Below are 16,857 nucleotides of genomic sequence, written 5' to 3' on the forward strand. Positions count from 1 at the left end.
CCGCCAGCCAGCGCAGCAGCAGCGCATTAAAGTTGTCGGCATCGGTCACGCTCATGGCATGGCCGCCCCACGGCATCTCAATCAGGCTGCCGTTGGGCAGCGCCTGCGCCAGCTGCGGCGAGCAGCTCCACGGCACCAGCAGGTCATCCTGACTGCATATCGCCAGCACCGGCTGGGTGATTCGCGAGGCGTGCGGACGGAAATCGGCCGATTTCAGCGCGTGCAGACGCCGTAGCAGGTTCTCCATGCCCTGGAAATGCGCCACGTGATGCACATCCTCCGCGCTGATGCGCGACTGATGGCGTGCCAGCCATTCGGCCGGATAAAGAAACAGCGGCTGCGCGCGCACAAACGCTTCAACACCAACGTTGAGCAGCAGATCCTGGCGCACCTGGAAGCAGCGCTCGGTGTGGGCATCCAGCGCCAGCCAGCCGTTAATCACCACCACGCGTCCCACGCGCTGCGGATAATCGAGCGCCAGCTGCAGGCCAATCAGCCCGCCAAGCGCATGGCCCACGATGTCATACTGTTCGATGCCGTGCTCCGCCAGCGCGTCGGCCAGTTCCGCTGCCATCATCGCCATGCTGTAACCTTCCGGCAGCGTATCGGGGCTGCGACCGGTGCCGCGCTGATCGTAGGTCACCACGCGATAGTGCGGCGTCAGTGCCGCCAGCTGCGGTTGCCAGAAAGCGGCCACGCCGCCCAGCCCGGACGACAGTACCAGCGTCGGCGCGTCGGGCGCGCTTAATCCCTGAATGTCCAGATGCATTACGCCTCCTGCCGGCCAATGTGTGCCACGCTGGCGATTTCAATCAGCGCATCGGGTTTCACCAGACCGCACTGAATACAGAAGCGCGCCGGTTTGTCGCCGGGAAAATAGTCGGCATACACCTGGTTCACCGCCGCGTAGTTGCTCCAGTCGGTGATGAAAATCGAGTTGAAAGTGACGTCCTGCAGGCTGCCACCGGCGGTCTCGATCACTTTTTTGATGGTTTCCAGCACGTGGCGGGTTTGCGCCGCCGCATCCCCGACGTGCACCACGTTGTTGTTGGCATCGAACGGCAGCGTACCGGAAACGTACACCACGCCATCGGCTAAGGTGCCGGGTACAAACGGAGCGATCGGCGTCGTGGTGCCGGGAGGAATAATCACTGTTTTAGGCATGACTCAGAGTCCTTATTATTAAGCGTGCAGGTGAAACGGCGGTTACGACTTCAGCGCCTCGCAGAAGGTGTCGGTATCGCTGACCCAGCCAAAAAAGGTTTCAATGTTGAACAGCGCCGCCTGCTGAGCAAACGACGGTCCGGCCTGATGGGTGGCATCTGCCAGCACCACGCCGAAATACTCGAGGAAAAAGCCGTCGCGCAGCGTCGATTCCACGCAGACGTTGGTGGCAATGCCGGTAAACACCAGATGACGAATACCGCGGCTGCGCAGCATGCTGTCGAGCGGCGTGTTGAAAAAGCCGCTGTAGCGCGGTTTGGGCAGCACGATATCGCCGGCTTGCGGTACCAGCTCATCCACCAGCGCATAATCCCAGCCGCCTTTTGCCAGCAGCGTGCCGTGCAGCTCCGGCCGCTGGCGCATGGTTTTCAGCGCGTTGGATTTATGGAAATTGGGCGAACCGGCGTCACCGGCTTCGACATACTGATTATCCCAGCCGTTCTGGAACCAGATGATCTGCATCCCTGCCGCGCGGGCGGCGGTAACCGCCTGATGAATCCAGGCGATAACCGGCTGGGTAGCGGAGACATCAAACCCGGCCAGATCGAGATAGCCGCCCTGGCTGGCGTAGGCGTTCTGCATATCCACCACAATGAGCGCGCTTTGCGCCGGCGGCAGGGCGATGGCTTCCGGGCGCGCCGGCAGAGTCACAGCAGGCTGGCTGCTGCTGTGGGTACAAACGACGGTATTCATTATGCAACCTCCTTGTGGGCGTCAATCAGCGCGCGGCGGCACGCCATCAGCGGCTGGATACGTTCACCAAAATCTTCAATGCCCTGCAGGAAATCATCAAAGGTCAGCAGCACGCCTTCGGTGCCTTCCACCAGCGCCACTTCATCCAGCATGCGTGCCACGCTGGCATAAGAACCGACCAGCGTGCCCATATTGATGTTGACGGCAGAGGTCGGATCGGCCATCTGGCGCACATTGGTGTCGCTGCCGGATTTGGTGTCCTGCTGGCTCTGCGTGGTGAGCCAGGCGAGGGCTTCATCGTCTGCGCCGGCTTTGTAGTGTTCCCATTTGGCGCGCGCGGCTTCGTCGCTTTCGGCGGCGATAATCATAAACAGCACGTAGGAACCGACGTCGCGCCCGGTTTTGTCCGCGGCCTGTTTCATGCGTGCGGCAGTGGGTGCAAAGGCGGTCGGGGTATTGATGCCCTTGCCGAAGCAGAAGTTGTAATCAGCGTATTGCGCCGAAAAGGCCATGCCGGCATCACTTTGACCGGCGCAAATCACCTTCATCGGCTTCTGCGGCTGCGGACTGACGCGACAGTCGTTCATGGTGAAGAACTCACCTTTGAAGTCGCTCTGGCCAGTGCCCCACAGGTCGCGCAGCACCGTGACGTACTCCGTCAGGTAGTTGTAGCGGCTGGCAAAATATTCATCGCCCGGCCACAGCCCCATCTGCTCATACTCCGGCTTCTGCCAACCGGTCACCAGATTGACGCCGAAGCGGCCGCCGGAGATGGAGTCGATGGTGGCGGCCATGCGCGCCACGATGGCGGGCGGCAGCGTCAGGGTGGCGGCGGTGGCGTAGATTTCAATGCGTGAGGTCACCGCGGCCAGCCCGGCCATCAGGGTGAAGGACTCCAGGTTGTGGTCCCAGAATTCGGTTTTGCCGCCGAAGCCGCGCAGCTTAATCATCGACAGGGCAAAGTCGAAGTGATAGTGCTCAGCCTTGAGCACAATCGCTTTGTTGAGCTCAAAGGTCGGCTTGTATTGCGGGGCATGCGTGGAGATGAGCCAGCCATTGTTGCCAATCGGAACGAAAACGCCAATTTTCATGTGAAACCTCTCTGCATTGAACATGGATTGCTTCACGCGCTGCGTTGCTTCCTGCACGCATCCTGCGGGCGGCGCTCGATCACAAAATTGCAAAGCCTGTGCCACAATTTTAAAAGTGATACATAACAATCAGTTAAAATTGGCGACGTAATGAATCCTGAGTGACTGGTCCAAAACAGACCATCTGGTCAAAACAAATTGCACGTTTTTCATGCGTCATCTGAGCGAAAAAGGTGCAGGGCACAGCATTAGGCAGGAAACAGGGCGTTTGTTATGATGCGATTTCGCAGGATGGAAGAGGTAACAGTGTGAAAAGCGATGAAAAAAAGCCAGGACGCCGATCGCGGGCCGTTGCGGCGAAACGGGCAGCTATTCTGGAAGCGGCATTGGCCTTCTTCTCGCAGTTTGGCATTCACGGCACCAGTCTGGATAAGGTGGCTGAGCGCGCGGACGTCTCAAAAACCAACCTGCTTTACTACTATCCGTCAAAAGAAGTGCTGTATGTGGCGGTACTGAAAGAGATTCTTGATGTGTGGCTGGCGCCGCTGCGTGCGCTGCGTCATGACCAGGATCCGCTGGTGGCCATCCGCAACTATATTCGTCTCAAGCTGGAAGTGTCGCGTGACCACCCGCAGGCATCGCGTCTGTTCTGTCTGGAGATGCTGCAGGGCGCGCCGCTGCTGAAGGGCGAGCTGGCGGGGGATTTAAAAGCGCTGGTGGATGACAAAGCGGCGATTATCGAACAGTGGATCGCCGAAGGGCGTATTGCCGGCGTGCAGCCGCAGCATCTGTTCTTTCTGCTGTGGGCGACCACGCAGCACTACGCTGATTTCGCGTCCCAGGTGGAAGCCATCACCGGCCAGACGCTAAACGATGCGGAATTTTTTGCCCAGACGCTGGATAACGTTCAGCGCATGATCATTGAAGGGATCCGCGTGCGCTGATCCCCGTGGCTGACCAGGAGAGTGCATGGATTCGCTATCACAACTAACGCTGGGCGCGGCGGTGACCGTGGCCGTAATGGGCAAACGCGTGCCGCTGTGGCAGGCGGCGCTGGCGGGGGCGGTCGCGGGCACGCTGCCGGACCTCGACGTGTTTATCGACCACGGCGATGCCATCCGCAACATGACGCTGCACCGCACCGAGAGCCACGCGCTGCTGTGGCTGACGCTGGTGGCACCGTTACCTGGCTGGCTGGTGGCCGGCGTGACGCGCAGCCGGCAGCACTGGCGCGCCTGGTGCCTCGCCATCTGGCTGGCATTGATCACGCATCCGCTGCTGGACCTGACCACGGTGTACGGCACGCAGCTCGGGCTGCCGCTGACCGATTACCCGTTCGCCATCGGCAGCATGTTCATCATCGATCCGCTCTATACGCTGCCGCTGCTGTTCGCCCTGATCGTCGCACTGTGGCGGCGGGATGCGTGCGGGCTGCGCTGGAATCAGGCCGGATTGCTCATCAGCACGCTGTACCTGGGCTGGAGCATGGTGGCGCAAAGTGTTGCTACCCGACATATTGAGCACCAGCTGACGCAGCAGGCCGTGCAGCCGCAGCAACTGCTGGTGACGCCCACCGCGTTCAACACGCTGGTGTGGCGCACGGTAATTATCACGCCGCAGCGCTACGGGGAAGCATGGTGGTCGCTGCTGTCGCCCGATCGTCCCTTACAGATCCGCTGGTACGATCGCCATCCCGCGCTTTTTGCCCCGTTTAAAGGCCAGTGGCACGCCGAACGCGTTGCGTGGTTCAGCCATGGATTTTATGCCATGCGCCAGCAGGGCAACGACACGCTGATCGTGGATTTGCGCATGGGGGAAGAGCCGGATTACACCTTTACCTTTAATCTCGGTCCCGCCGCAGCGCCGGCAGCAGCACCACAGCGGGAAGATTCGCTGCGGCCGTCGCTGGCGCAGGCGTGGCACAAATTCACAGAACGCTTATAACGAAAAAGGCCCGGATAACCGGGCCTTTTTCGTTTAGGTGGATCAGGCTTTACGCCGGCGTAGCAGCCAGCCCATGGTCAGCACCACAAACCACAGTGGCGTCACCATCAGCGCCTGGCGCGTATCTTCCTGCAGCGTCAGCAGCACCAGCACAAAGGCAAAGAAAGCCATGCACACCCAGCACATCAGCTTGCCGAGTGGCATTTTGAAGCGTGACGCCGCATGACGCTGCGGATGCTGTTTGCGGTAGGCCAGGTAGCTGCACAGGATAATGGTCCAGACAAACATGAACAGAATCGCCGAGACCGTGGTCACCATGGTGAAGACCGTCATCACATCCGGAATCAGATAGATCAACGCCACGCCAGCCAGCAGACACAGGCAGGAGAAGAACAGGCCGGTGGTTGGCACCGCGCGCGCCGAGAGACGGCCAAACGCCTTATGCGCCACGCCCTGTTCCGCCAGGCCATACAGCATGCGGCTGGTGGAGAAGATGCCGCTGTTGGCTGAGGAGGCCGCGGAGGTCAGCACCACAAAGTTAACGATGCTTGCAGCGGCCGGCAGGCCAATCAGCACAAACATTTCAACGAACGGACTGCGATCCGGCATGACCTGGTTCCACGGCGTCACCGCCATGATCACCAGCAGCGCCAGCACGTAGAACATGATGATGCGCAGCGGGATCGCGTTGATGGCACGCGGCAGAACTTTATGCGGATCTTTGGTCTCCGCCGCCGCCGTACCCACCAGTTCAATGCCGACAAAGGCAAACACCGCAATCTGGAAGCCGGCAAAGAAACCGCTCAGCCCTTTCGGGAACATGCCGCCGTGATCCCAGATGTTGCTCAGCGCCGCGTGGCTCCCGTTCGGCGAAGGGTAGTGCAGGCTGACCAGCACAATCCCGGTGATGATTAACGCCACGATGGCGACAATTTTGATAATGGCGAACCAGAACTCCATCTCGCCAAACAGTTTTACCGTGGCGATGTTCAGGGCAAGGAAAACAAACACGCACAGCAGCGCGCTCATCCAGATCGAGAAGTCCGGGAACCACAGCTGGAAATAGGCGCTGATCGCCACCACGTCGGCGATGCCGGTCACCACCCAGCAGAACCAGTAAGTCCAGCCGGTGAAATAACCGGCCCACGGCCCGAGCAGGTCGGCGGCAAAGTCGCTGAAGGATTTGTACTCAAGGTTGGAGAGCAGCAGCTCACCCATGGCGCGCATCACAAAGAACAGCATAAAACCGATGATCATATAGACGAAGATGATCGACGGACCCGCCAGGCTGATGGTTTTACCGGAGCCCATGAACAGACCGGTGCCAATGGCACCGCCGATGGCGATAAGCTGGATGTGACGGTTATGCAGGTTGCGCCGGAGTTTTTCCGGCTGTTCGGCCTCAATGGGCGCCGCTTTAGATTGATCAACCATAAAAATATCTTTCCTGTCTTGATGTTGTGTCAGCTCTGCTGGCTGTTGAATAACGTGCTGTTGCACAGGGCAAGAGGGCATAAGATAGAGGAAAGGCGGCCACTCTCGGTAATGGTTTTTAAACCTTTGTGCCCTTTTGCGTGCTTTACCGTGTCAGTAAATATTTACATGGCGCGCCGTGCCGTCATTTTGCGTAAATGTTCTGCAAATGAGCCGCTTGCACCACGCAGCGCTGCGCAGGGTTCTACACTTGTCATTTCGATGAACCCGGAAAAAGTGAGGCAGCGTGCGCGCATTGCTCGCGATAGTGCTGCTGGCCCTGTGCGGCTGGTGGAGTTTACCCTGGCTGAAAACGCATCTGCCGCCACAGTGGAATCCGTTTATACCGCTCCAGGTTACCGATCCGCCGGGCTGGATGACGCGCTATAAGCTGCAGCGGCTGAGCAGCGATCCGGCCGCGTGTCTGGCGGTGATGCGCGCGGCCAGCGCGCAGGGCAGAGTCAGTTTCCGTGAGGTGCCGCCGCTGCAGGGCGATTGTCCGATTGATCAGCCGCTGCGCATCAGCCGCTTCGGTGAGGTCACGCTGAGCAGCAGTTTTCTTGCCAGCTGTCCGATGGCGGTGGCCAGCACGCTGTATGTTACGCGCAGCAATGCGGCGCTGCAGCAGGCCGGCATTACCTCGCCGCTGCGCCGCATCGCGCACGTTGGCAGTTACGCCTGCCGCAATATTTATCACCGCCAGGAAGGACGCCGCAGTGAACACGCGACGGCGGAGGCGTGGGACATCACGGGCTTTCAGCTGGCGGACGGGCGCTGGCTGCAGGTAGGCAAAAACTGGCAGCAACCGCCGCAGGCCGCTGCCGGTTTGCACGCGTTATGGCGCAACGGCTGCGCCAGCTTCGGTAATGCGCTGGGGCCGGATTACAATGCGGCGCATGCCAGCCATTTCCACCTTGGCATGCGCGGCGCAGGCTTTTGTCGCTAAACTACACCGCCGGGTTTAATCCGCGTTTGATGAGGAAATGATTTGCCGGCCAGGAGAAAATAAATCCGGTGAGCATCGCCAGCTGTAACATAAACCAGAAGGCGCTGAGCAGGGGATTGAGCTGTTGATTAAGCACATATTTTAGGGCCAGCGTCATAAAGATAAAGATTCCCGTTTGATAAATCAGCAGCGGAAAGGTTTCTGTTTTCAGCGCTAATAATAACGTACGGACAATAGAAAGTTGTTGCCGCTGGCGAATGGCCAGAAACTGAAAAAATAATCCCGCCAGTAACGAAATCATCACGCAAATAACCGCCTGTAACCACAGCGCGGGGCTAATTGCAAAATGCTTGAGCAGAGTGACTATTGGCAGGGTGATGATGTCGCCGAATATACAGGCGGCGGCAGAGAGCGAGGTGGAAATAAAAATGGTTTGCCAGCTGGCATAACCGGTTAATCCGGATGGCAGCAGCAGCGCCAGTTTTCGCTGACGTGACGGTTTACGCCCGAGATACCACCATGCCAGCCAGCCGAAAAACGGCATGTAAAGCCCGGTGAGCGGCCAGATGATATTCATGACCGCCAGCGGATGCGGGTGACGCAACAGATCTTTAGCGATCATCAGGGCGGTACACATGCCCACGACCAGAAAGGGTAATGCCAGCTGGTTTAACATAGTCAGTCCCACTCAGTTTGCTGAAATCGCGCCAGCCTGCGGAGCTATGCTGGTGCCTGCCACCTTGCGCCTCTGCTAAAGCGTAGCTGGAAAAGACGGTGCCGGAAATGTCTGCCACAGGTGCAAAGCAGGGAAACACTGCAGAAATAACTGGAATTAAGCCGCGCTGCGGACTTAATCAGCAGGAAGATTATGACGGGCGGTATAAAAAAGGGGAATGGCAAAGATAATAGCGATTAATGATGAGGCGAATGTTTTATCTGCGAAGTCTGGCGTTTAATCAACAGGACGATTGAAAATTCTTCAGAAAAATCTTATTCTGATTCGCACGACTTATCATCCTGATGGTGCCGCTGGCAAACGCACCATAGTTTAATTTCTCATTTGGGTAACATATTGACAACAAGGTAGTTATCACTTTTTGCCCGCAATGCCGCTCTGGTTTCAATCAATATTTTTTCTCTGGTTAATTTATTTTTTACATTAATCGGCACAGATACCCTGTTATGAATAAGGCGTGAAACAGCGCCAGGGCAATAATGACCATCGATAATTATTTCGTCTGGCGAGGCGAAACTGAAAAAGAATTTCAGGCGCTTTCCGAAGTGCTGCAATTGAAATCGCTGCTGCAAAAACATGTTGAGGCCCTTGGATTTGATGCTTTTGCCTTTTTGGTACAGCATCCGGTGCCTTTTACCCGACCGCGTATTTTTCTCTTTAGCACCTATCCGCAGAGCTGGGTGAAACGCTACGAGAGTGAAAATTACTATGCGGTGGATCCGGTGTTAATGCTCTGCCAGCAGCCCGGTCGCGGCGTGGAGTGGACGCGTGATTTATTTACCGGCGCAGGCAATTTATGGGCAGAAGCCAATGCAGCAGGGCTGGTAAGTGGCTTTTCATGCTCGGCAATGGCGCTAAATCGTGCCATTGGTATATTATCTATAGCATCGCAACAACCCAGCCAGACCCAGCACAGACGCGTTGAGCTGGAGGTGCAACTGCACTTCCTGGCGGAACTGAGTTTGCGTGTGCTGGACCGTCTGAATGACGGCTCAATGGTGGTGTTATCGAATGATTTTAGTCAGCGCGAGCTGGAAATATTGAAATGGACAGCGGAGGGGAAAACCTCAGCCGAAATTTCCCTCATTCTGGCTATTTCTGAACACACGGTAAATTTTCACCAAAAGAATATGCAAAAGCGTTTTAATGTTTCCAATAAAACGCAGATTGCCTGTTATGCCGCAGCCATCGGCCTGATATAGCGAAAAGGCAACTACTAATTTTAGTAGTTCCTAAGCCGCAGTCAGTTGTCTACCCTGCGCCGGAAACTCCGCCAGGCTGGCGCTTAATAAATCATTGCAAACATGGGGATGTCAGGGGCGCATGATGAAAATAATTCAAACACAGCTAAAGGATATGCCGTCCTCTTTGCTGGCCGAGTTGGGCACCTATCGTTACAGCGTATTTGCGCGTGGCGAGGGCTGGTCAATTCCGCCGCGACTCAGCACGCCGGGACAGGAGTACGATCGCTTCGATCGTTCCGATGTCACCTGGCTGATTGCCTGGACTGCGCGTCAGGGCATTTGTGGCTGCGCACGTCTGCTACCGTGGCACGAGCCGGAAGTGCCGGAAGGCATGGTGCTGCCTTTTGATCAGCAAAAAGTGTGGGAAATGTCGCGCTATTCGGCCCGCCTTGAAGTGGATGCCGAACTGCCGCTGAACATCTTATGGCATTCGGTACAGCTGGCAGAGCTGAGCGGGATGGAGTATTTGATCAGTTCGGCCACGCCGATGCTGGAGAAGATGTTTGAGCAGCATCAGGTGGTGTACGAGCCGCTCTCGCCGGGACTGATCCAGTCAGAAGACAATCTGTTTGCCATTCGTATTCCGGTGCAGCAGCCGGCGCTGGCGGAGAAGTATCGCGGCACGCGTCGCTTCAGTCCGGAAGAAGTGCTGCCCTCGCTGGGCGTGTCGGTCAACTGGCAGTCACACAGCTAACGCCCCGCGCAGGATGCGCAGGGCACTCCGCTTACTGACGGTAGGCGGTTTTAATCTGGCGGATGGTGTTGCTGAACACCTCGGCCTGCGGTTTATCGGCCAGCGCGGACTGAACGTAGCGCTCCATGTTGATGATCACCTTACCGGCATCAGCCTGGCCCATGCCTTTCAGGATCAGCGTCACCATCATTTTCAGGCAGGCAACTTCATCCGCCAGCGCCTGGGTATCGCGCGATGTTACGAAATCTTCATCACTCATCATTATCTCCTTTGTGGAATGACCTTGTGCGCACACATTCTTCCCGTGCATAAAAAACAGAGTATATCATACGCTTGATGGAAGAATTTAGGCCACATCATCGACCCGCGCGCAGACGGTTAATTAATTGCGCCGTTCGTTATTTTTCGTGCGCAAAAAACTTCCACGGAAAGATTATTTTTAGGTGCTGCCGGCGGGAAGAAGCGAAGGCGGGTTATAAATTATAACTTAATGATATTAGTCACATTTTAACAATTTTATTCCAGTATGGTATTGCATCAGCTAAAAAAAACAATCACCGCTGCCTGCTATTTGACATGGGTCATTGGTTTTGAGATTTATCTGGCGCCCCTGATGTTCTTTCCACGCGAAACCCGGTAAGATAACGCCCCTGAAATATATTTTCCCCCACTAACCTGCGGAGTACGTCCCGTTGATCAGCCTGCTTCTTGTTGATGACCATGAACTGGTACGCGCCGGTATTCGTCGCATACTGGAAGATATGAAGGGACTGGTGATTGCCGGGGAAGTGGCCTGTGGTGAGGATGCGGTAAAATGGTGCCGCACACATCCTGTGGATGTGGTGCTGATGGACATGAACATGCCCGGCATTGGCGGACTGGAGGCGACGCGCAAAATCGTGCGCTTCAATCCGGATATCCGCATCATCATGCTGACTATCCACACCGAAAACCCCCTGCCAGCGAAAGTCATGCAGGCCGGTGCGGCAGGTTATCTCAGCAAAGGGGCGGCGCCGCAGGAAGTGGTCAGCGCCATTCGCTCGGTGCACGCCGGTCAGCGTTACATCGCCTCTGATATCGCTCAGCAGATGGCGCTGAGCCAGATCGAGCCGCAGCGCGCCGAATCACCGTTCAGCTGTTTGTCGGAAAGGGAATTGCAGATTATGCTGATGATTACCCGAGGGCAAAAGGTGACGGAGATTTCCGAGCAGCTTAACCTGAGCCCGAAAACCGTTAATAGCTATCGCTATCGCATGTTCAGCAAGTTGAACATCAGTGGTGACGTAGAGTTAACGCATCTGGCCATACGCCATGGCCTGTTCAATGCGGAGCCGTTAATCAGTAGTGAGTGACGTTTTCAATCCTAAAGCCTTTCTCAGCACCGTGACCAGTCAGCCCGGCGTCTACCGCATGTATGACGCGACAGGCACGGTGATCTATGTTGGTAAAGCCAAAGACCTTAAAAAACGCCTGAGCAGCTATTTCCGCACGCAGGTGGGAAGCCGTAAGACCGAAGTGCTGGTCAGCAACATCCATAATATTGATGTCACGGTCACCCATACGGAGACCGAAGCGCTGCTGCTGGAGCACAACTACATCAAGTTGTATCAGCCGCGCTACAACGTGCTGCTGCGCGATGATAAGTCGTACCCCTATATTTTCCTTAGCGGCGATCCGCATCCGCGCCTGGCGATGCACCGCGGTGCCAAACACGCCAAAGGCGAATACTTTGGTCCGTTTCCCAACGGCTATGCGGTGCGTGAAACCCTGGCGCTGCTGCAAAAGGTGTTTCCGATTCGCCAGTGCGAGAACAGCGTCTACCGCAACCGCTCGCGTCCGTGCCTGCAGTATCAGATTGGCCGTTGCCTCGGCCCCTGCGTCGCCGGCCTGGTGAGCGAAGAGGAATATGCGCAGCAAACCGACTATGTGCGGCTGTTTCTGGCCGGTAAAGACGATCAGGTAATTAATCAGCTGGTGCAGCGTATGGAGCAGGCCAGCGTGGGCCTGCGTTTCGAAGAGGCGGCGCGCCTGCGGGACCAGATTCAGGCGGTGCGGCGGATTACGGAGAAACAGTTCGTTTCCAATCAGGGCGATGATCTCGACGTGATGGGCGTCGCCTATGACGCCGGCATGGCCTGTCTGCACGTGCTGTTTATCCGGCAGGGCAAAGTGCTGGGCAGCCGCAGCTATTTCCCGAAGGTGCCGGCGGACACGGAACTCACCGAAGTGGTGCAGACGTTTGTCGGGCAGTTCTATCTGCAGGGCAGCGAAGCACGTACCTTACCGGCGGACATCCTGCTGGACTTCACTCTGCCTGAGCGGGAACTGCTGGCCGCATCGCTGAGCGAACTGGCCGGGCGCAAAGTCAGCATTCAGAGCAAACCGCGCGGCGACCGCGCGCGCTATTTGAAGCTGGCGCGCACCAATGCCGCCACGGCGCTGACGACGCGGCTGGCGCAGCACTCGACCATCCAGCAGCGTCTGGCGGCGCTGGCGGCGTTCCTCAAACTGGAGCAGATTAACCGCATGGAGTGTTTCGACATCAGCCACACCATGGGCGAACAGACCATCGCGTCCTGCGTGGTGTTCAACCGTGACGGCCCGCTGCGCGCTGACTATCGCCGCTACAACATTGAAGGCGTTACCCCCGGTGATGACTACGCGGCGATGAATCAGGTGTTGCGCCGTCGTTACGGCAAGGCGCTGGAACCGGAAAAGATCCCGGATGTGATCCTGATCGATGGCGGTAAAGGGCAGCTGGCGCAGGCGCAGCAGGTGTTTGCGGAACTGGATGTGCCATGGGATAAAAACCGGCCGATTCTGCTCGGCGTGGCAAAAGGCAGCGACCGTAAAGCCGGCCTGGAAACGCTGTTCTTTGCGGCGGAAGGCGAGGGCGTTTCGCTGCCGCCGGACTCGCCGGCGCTGCATGTTATCCAGCACATTCGTGACGACGCTCACAATCATGCAATTTCGGGCCACCGGAAAAAACGCGCCAAAGTGAAGAACACCAGCGCGCTGGAGAGCATTGAAGGCGTCGGACCCAAACGGCGTCAGCAGCTGCTGAAGTACATGGGCGGCCTGCAACCGCTGATGAATGCCAGCGTCGATGAGATCGCTAAAGTACCGGGTATCTCCTTCGCCCTGGCGGAAAAAATCTACTACTCGCTGAAACACTAACATTGAAACAGGGTGGGCAATGTAGGAACATACGTTAAATCCTACTCACACCAGACAGTTACTGGCATATGCAATTTAACATTCCGACGTGTCTTACCCTGTTTCGAGTTGTTCTGATCCCGTTCTTCGTGCTGGCGTTCTATCTGCCATTTCACTGGGCTCCCTTCGCGACGGCGCTGCTGTTTGTCATTGCTGCGGTCACTGACTGGTTTGATGGCTTCCTCGCGCGTCGCTGGAAGCAGACAACACGTTTTGGTGCCTTTCTCGATCCGGTCGCTGACAAAGTGATGGTGGCGATGGCGCTGGTGCTGGTCGCCGAGTATTTCCACGCCTGGTGGATCACGCTGCCGGCCGCCACCATGATCGCGCGTGAAATCATTATCTCGGCCTTACGTGAGTGGATGGCGGAGATTGGCAAGCGCAGCAGCGTGGCGGTGTCGTGGATTGGCAAAGTGAAGACCACGGCGCAGATGCTGTCGCTGGTGGCGCTGCTGTGGCGTCCGGACGCGACCGTAGTGGGCGTTGGCGTGGTGGCGTTGTACATCGCAGCGGTGCTGACTTTCTGGTCAATGTTCCAGTATTTAAGCGCGGCACGCGGCGATTTGCTCGATAGCTGATCGATGCGATTTAAAAAGCAGCAAACGGACGCAGTGTGTGGATAATTCTATTGACTCGTTGCGTCAGATAAGTAGAATGCATCGCATCGAACGGCAGCAAGGCTGCAAGAAGCTGAATAAAATCAGCAAGTTCGGTGAAGCATAAGCAAATGCGGGAATAGCTCAGTTGGTAGAGCACGACCTTGCCAAGGTCGGGGTCGCGAGTTCGAGTCTCGTTTCCCGCTCCAGATATTGCAATACGTCGCAGACGGCTTGCACCTCAGATTAAAAGGCGCGTTGGCAGAGTGGCCATGCAGCGGATTGCAAATCCGTCCACCTCGGTTCGACTCCGGGACGCGCCTCCAGTTTACACCCTGCCCGGGTGGTGAAATCGGTAGACACAAGGGATTTAAAATCCCTCGGCTTATGGTCGTGCGGGTTCAAGTCCCGCCCCGGGCACCATATTTAATACCGAATAAAATCAAAGCAATAAGTAGCAATGTCGTGACCGCCCAAGGGCGGTTTTTTTGTGCCTGAAAAATAAAACCGGGACATAACGTCTGTCCCGCTAATCTCAATCCTGTGGCTGGCCGACCGGGCCTTCGCCTTCGCTGGCGCCAGGTACTGACTGCTTGCTGGGCGCATGTGGACGTCCGTCACTGCCCACTGCGTCGCTGTGTTGCATACAGCCGGCCAGCGTAACCAATGTCAGTGCCGCTAAGGCTGCCTTCATCAAACCACTCATCTTGCTCTCCTCCTGTTACGAACCGCGTAATCGTTAACGCACTGAGAAATAAGCAAAGCCACGAATCCGCCTTTACGCAAGCGAAGCGCGTACAGTTTTCTTCTTTACTCTTAGCGGTCCTGCGCCAGCGTTTCAACACGACGTCGGTATTCTCCCGGAGTGCAGCCAAACTCACGGACAAACGCTTTGTGAAAGGAGGATTCGCTGGCGTAGCCGACGGCCAGAGCGATGTTGATTAACGGGGCTGTTTCGCGCGCCAGTCGCTGAGCGGCCAGCTGCAGACGAAGGGCGGTGAGCACGGCCAGCGGCGTGGTAGCGCTGAGCTGGCGGAACAGCAGCGCGAATGAGGCGCGGGACATAAACACTTGCTGAGCCATGGCTTCTACCGTCCACGGCCTTTCCGGCGCGGCGCACAGTTGGGTGATTAAAGGGCCAAGACGTGGATGCAGAGCCAGGGAGAGTAAGCCAGGTTGCGCTGCGTGAGTTGAGAGCCCATGACGCACCGCCAGTGTGAACAGGCTGCCAATCTGCTGGCTGCGAAGTGCGGCATCACCAGCAGCTGGCAGTGCGTCAGCACTCTGGGTGATGAACGGCAGCACCGCAGCCAGCCAGCGACCATCGCTGCTTGTGGGTTCGGGGGCCAGCATTAGCACTTCGGGCAGGGCGGTGAGGAAAGCATGCGCCGACGCGGGCAGTTCCAGCAGGCCGCATACCAGTTGGGTTGGCTGCGTATGGCGCTGATAAATACGATGCGCGGCGTTTTGCGGCAGAAATATGACGCTGCCAGCATTGAGTTCGACACCCGCAGTGACGGGCATATCCAGCATGACCGGGCCACCTGTGACCGTATGCCAGCGCACTGCGCACAGGTGCCCGGCGCTGTGCGGCAGTTGCCACTCACCGCTCAGCACGCAGTTCTTATCTATGCTGCCCTGCGGGTTATGCAGCAGCAGCAGTTGACTCAATGGATCCATCTGTTTTTTCCCTTTTCCCTGAGCTGCCCGCTTGATTCAGACGCAAAGACAAAAATACCAGCGTTGCGGCGAAATACGGCGCGGCAGCAAACCGTAAGCTTTGGGTGATGACTATTTTTGACGCTCATGGAGAACATCATGAACCATTATCAGGCAGCAATCATCGGATTTGGTAAAGCAGGTAAAACACTGGCGGCGGCACTGGGGCGCGCCGGATGGCGTGTCGCGATCATCGAAAAATCCCGCGTAATGTATGGTGGCACCTGCATTAATGTTGGCTGTATCCCAACGAAAGCACTGGTACACGATGTGCAACATCATGCCAGTTTCAGCGAGGCCATGCAGCGCAAAGCGGCAGTAGTAGAATTGTTGCGTGAGAAGAATTATCTTAACCTGGCCGCTATTGCGCAGGTCGATGTCATTGATGGCGAGGCGGAATTTGTGGATGCCCACACGCTGAAAATCACCTCTTCGCAGCAGGTCAGCCAGATTCATGCTGAGCGTATTTTTATCAATAGCGGTGCCGAAGCGGTGTTTCCCGCACTGGAAGGCTTAGTTGCCGGACCGCGCGTGGTTGATAGCAGCGGTATCCTGAATTTAACGCAACTGCCGCAGCGGCTGGGGATCCTTGGCGGCGGTTATATTGGCGTTGAGTTTGCTTCCATGTTTGCCGGTTTTGGCAGCGAAGTGACGTTGTTTGAAAGTGCACCGCAATTTCTGACGCGGGAAGATGATGATATCAGTGCGGCGATAGCCAGGATCCTGCAGGAGCAGGGCGTTAAGCTCGAGCTCAACACTGCATTACAGCGTGTGACCAGCGGTCGCGACAGCGTGACGCTGCATACCGCACAGGGCGATCGTGAAGTCGATGTGCTGCTGGTCGCCACGGGCCGTCGCCCGGCGACGAAGGCACTGAAACTGGAAAACGCGGGGGTGGTGACCGATGCGCGCGGCGCGGTGCGCGTCGATAAACAGCTTAAAACCTCTGTGGATCATATCTGGGCGCTGGGCGATGTTACCGGCGGGCCACAGTTTACCTATATTTCGCTTGATGATTTCCGCATCGTTTACGATCAGTTGCTGGGTAAGGGCACGCGCACCACCGAAGATCGCGTTAACATCCCGTATTCCGTGTTTATGACGCCTGTGTTATCACGTATTGGTTTGACTGAAGCGCAGGCGCGCGCGCAGGGGCGGGATATTCAGGTGGTGACACTGCCGGTCGCCGCGATTCCGCGTGCGCGCGTTGTTGACGACACCCGTGGCATGCTGAAAGCCGTAGTTGATAATGGCAGCCAGCAGATTCTCGGCGTGGCGCTG

18 protein-coding genes and 3 tRNA genes are annotated in these 16,857 nt (G+C 57.0%); 12 read left to right on the plus strand and 9 right to left on the minus strand.

Annotated elements, in window-relative coordinates:
* The 4 genes from rutD to rutA form a co-directional block, all read right to left on the minus strand.
* The coding region (gene rutD / locus ERD80_RS14815) for a pyrimidine utilization protein D (RefSeq protein ID WP_136547422.1) at nt 1–769 on the minus strand (769 nt) is incomplete at its 3' end.
* Nucleotides 769–1,164, minus strand: coding sequence for a pyrimidine utilization protein C (gene rutC, locus ERD80_RS14820; RefSeq protein ID WP_136547424.1), 396 nt, complete (start codon nt 1,162–1,164; stop codon nt 769–771). The genes rutD and rutC, both read right to left, overlap by 1 nt.
* Before the next feature lie 42 nt (nt 1,165–1,206).
* Nucleotides 1,207–1,917, minus strand: a complete 711-nt coding sequence (rutB, locus tag ERD80_RS14825; RefSeq protein ID WP_136547425.1) for a pyrimidine utilization protein B — start codon at nt 1,915–1,917, stop codon at nt 1,207–1,209.
* Nucleotides 1,917–3,008, minus strand: a complete 1,092-nt coding sequence (gene rutA, locus ERD80_RS14830; protein ID WP_136547427.1) for a pyrimidine utilization protein A — start codon at nt 3,006–3,008, stop codon at nt 1,917–1,919. The genes rutB and rutA overlap by 1 nt, the downstream gene beginning before the upstream one ends.
* 308 nt (nt 3,009–3,316) lie before the next feature.
* On the opposite strand from rutA, the gene rutR reads away from it, so the two are divergent.
* Nucleotides 3,317–3,952, plus strand: a complete 636-nt coding sequence (gene rutR / locus ERD80_RS14835; protein ID WP_031279844.1) for an HTH-type transcriptional regulator RutR — start codon at nt 3,317–3,319, stop codon at nt 3,950–3,952.
* Between the two features lie 25 nt (nt 3,953–3,977).
* A complete protein-coding gene (locus ERD80_RS14840) occupies nt 3,978–4,952 on the plus strand; it encodes a metal-dependent hydrolase (RefSeq protein WP_136547429.1) in 975 nt (324 codons plus the stop codon).
* 42 nt (nt 4,953–4,994) lie between these two features.
* Here ERD80_RS14840 and cycA read toward each other — a convergent pair whose 3' ends face one another.
* The gene (cycA, locus tag ERD80_RS14845; RefSeq protein WP_021508281.1) at nt 4,995–6,386 is read right to left on the minus strand and encodes a D-serine/D-alanine/glycine transporter; all 1,392 of its coding nucleotides are present in this window, start codon (nt 6,384–6,386) and stop codon (nt 4,995–4,997) included.
* A 286-nt stretch (nt 6,387–6,672) separates the two neighbouring features.
* On the opposite strand from cycA, the gene ERD80_RS14850 reads away from it, so the two are divergent.
* Nucleotides 6,673–7,371: an extensin family protein gene (locus tag ERD80_RS14850; protein WP_058769587.1), complete on the plus strand. Its 699-nt coding sequence runs from the start codon at nt 6,673–6,675 to the stop codon at nt 7,369–7,371.
* Nucleotide 7,372: 1 nt separating this feature from the next.
* Here the strand turns inward: ERD80_RS14850 and ERD80_RS14855 are convergent, their stop codons facing one another.
* Nucleotides 7,373–8,047, minus strand: a complete 675-nt coding sequence (locus tag ERD80_RS14855; protein WP_136547431.1) for a DUF4396 domain-containing protein — start codon at nt 8,045–8,047, stop codon at nt 7,373–7,375.
* 539 nt (nt 8,048–8,586) lie between these two features.
* Here ERD80_RS14855 and sdiA point away from each other — a divergent pair.
* On the plus strand, nt 8,587–9,309 hold the full coding sequence (sdiA, locus tag ERD80_RS14860; RefSeq protein WP_021508278.1) for a transcriptional regulator SdiA: 723 nt from the start codon (nt 8,587–8,589) through the stop codon (nt 9,307–9,309).
* Between the two features lie 124 nt (nt 9,310–9,433).
* Nucleotides 9,434–10,045, plus strand: coding sequence for an acyl-homoserine-lactone synthase (locus ERD80_RS14865; RefSeq protein ID WP_031279842.1), 612 nt, complete (start codon nt 9,434–9,436; stop codon nt 10,043–10,045).
* Nucleotides 10,046–10,076: 31 nt separating this feature from the next.
* On the opposite strand, the gene ERD80_RS14870 is transcribed toward ERD80_RS14865, so the two are convergent.
* A complete protein-coding gene (locus ERD80_RS14870) occupies nt 10,077–10,304 on the minus strand; it encodes a DUF2594 family protein (RefSeq protein ID WP_010616664.1) in 228 nt (75 codons plus the stop codon).
* Between the two features lie 433 nt (nt 10,305–10,737).
* On the opposite strand from ERD80_RS14870, the gene uvrY reads away from it, so the two are divergent.
* The 6 genes from uvrY (at nt 10,738) to ERD80_RS14900 (ending at nt 14,280) form a co-directional block, all read left to right on the plus strand.
* Nucleotides 10,738–11,397: a UvrY/SirA/GacA family response regulator transcription factor gene (gene uvrY, locus ERD80_RS14875; RefSeq protein WP_021508277.1), complete on the plus strand. Its 660-nt coding sequence runs from the start codon at nt 10,738–10,740 to the stop codon at nt 11,395–11,397.
* Nucleotides 11,390–13,222: an excinuclease ABC subunit UvrC gene (gene uvrC, locus ERD80_RS14880; protein ID WP_136547432.1), complete on the plus strand. Its 1,833-nt coding sequence runs from the start codon at nt 11,390–11,392 to the stop codon at nt 13,220–13,222. The genes uvrY and uvrC overlap by 8 nt, the downstream gene beginning before the upstream one ends.
* Before the next feature lie 68 nt (nt 13,223–13,290).
* Complete coding sequence (gene pgsA / locus ERD80_RS14885; protein WP_021508275.1) at nt 13,291–13,839, plus strand: CDP-diacylglycerol--glycerol-3-phosphate 3-phosphatidyltransferase; 549 nt, start codon at nt 13,291–13,293, stop codon at nt 13,837–13,839.
* A 151-nt stretch (nt 13,840–13,990) separates the two neighbouring features.
* Nucleotides 13,991–14,066: transfer RNA gene (locus ERD80_RS14890), tRNA-Gly, on the plus strand.
* 43 nt (nt 14,067–14,109) lie between these two features.
* Nucleotides 14,110–14,183: transfer RNA gene (locus tag ERD80_RS14895), tRNA-Cys, on the plus strand.
* A gap of 11 nt (nt 14,184–14,194) precedes the next feature.
* A tRNA-Leu gene (locus tag ERD80_RS14900) sits at nt 14,195–14,280 on the plus strand.
* Nucleotides 14,281–14,392: 112 nt separating this feature from the next.
* On the opposite strand, the gene ERD80_RS22540 is transcribed toward ERD80_RS14900, so the two are convergent.
* A complete protein-coding gene (locus tag ERD80_RS22540; protein ID WP_058769590.1) occupies nt 14,393–14,563 on the minus strand; it encodes a hypothetical protein in 171 nt (56 codons plus the stop codon).
* Nucleotides 14,564–14,673: 110 nt separating this feature from the next.
* The gene (locus ERD80_RS14905) at nt 14,674–15,537 is read right to left on the minus strand and encodes a helix-turn-helix domain-containing protein (RefSeq protein WP_136547434.1); all 864 of its coding nucleotides are present in this window, start codon (nt 15,535–15,537) and stop codon (nt 14,674–14,676) included.
* 138 nt (nt 15,538–15,675) lie between these two features.
* Between ERD80_RS14905 and ERD80_RS14910 the strand changes: the two genes are divergently transcribed.
* The coding region (locus ERD80_RS14910; protein WP_136547436.1) for an FAD-dependent oxidoreductase at nt 15,676–16,857 on the plus strand (1,182 nt) is incomplete at its 3' end.

Source organism: Pantoea sp. R102 (genome assembly GCF_004916815.1).
GTDB classification, from domain to species: domain Bacteria; phylum Pseudomonadota; class Gammaproteobacteria; order Enterobacterales; family Enterobacteriaceae; genus Pantoea; species Pantoea dispersa.

Bases quoted from the DNA above. Each gene is read 5' to 3' on its own strand.
- rutC (WP_136547424.1), bottom strand. From the start codon at position 1,164: ATGCCTAAAACAGTGATTATTCCTCCCGGCACCACGACGCCGATCGCT.
- rutB (WP_136547425.1), bottom strand. From the start codon at position 1,917: ATGAATACCGTCGTTTGTACCCACAGCAGCAGCCAGCCTGCTGTGACT.
- rutA (WP_136547427.1), bottom strand. From the start codon at position 3,008: ATGAAAATTGGCGTTTTCGTTCCGATTGGCAACAATGGCTGGCTCATC.
- ERD80_RS14840 (WP_136547429.1), top strand. From the start codon at position 3,978: ATGGATTCGCTATCACAACTAACGCTGGGCGCGGCGGTGACCGTGGCC.
- cycA (WP_021508281.1), bottom strand. From the start codon at position 6,386: ATGGTTGATCAATCTAAAGCGGCGCCCATTGAGGCCGAACAGCCGGAA.
- ERD80_RS14855 (WP_136547431.1), bottom strand. From the start codon at position 8,047: ATGTTAAACCAGCTGGCATTACCCTTTCTGGTCGTGGGCATGTGTACC.
- sdiA (WP_021508278.1), top strand. From the start codon at position 8,587: ATGACCATCGATAATTATTTCGTCTGGCGAGGCGAAACTGAAAAAGAA.
- ERD80_RS14865 (WP_031279842.1), top strand. From the start codon at position 9,434: ATGAAAATAATTCAAACACAGCTAAAGGATATGCCGTCCTCTTTGCTG.
- ERD80_RS14870 (WP_010616664.1), bottom strand. From the start codon at position 10,304: ATGAGTGATGAAGATTTCGTAACATCGCGCGATACCCAGGCGCTGGCG.
- pgsA (WP_021508275.1), top strand. From the start codon at position 13,291: ATGCAATTTAACATTCCGACGTGTCTTACCCTGTTTCGAGTTGTTCTG.
- ERD80_RS22540 (WP_058769590.1), bottom strand. From the start codon at position 14,563: ATGAGTGGTTTGATGAAGGCAGCCTTAGCGGCACTGACATTGGTTACG.
- ERD80_RS14905 (WP_136547434.1), bottom strand. From the start codon at position 15,537: ATGGATCCATTGAGTCAACTGCTGCTGCTGCATAACCCGCAGGGCAGC.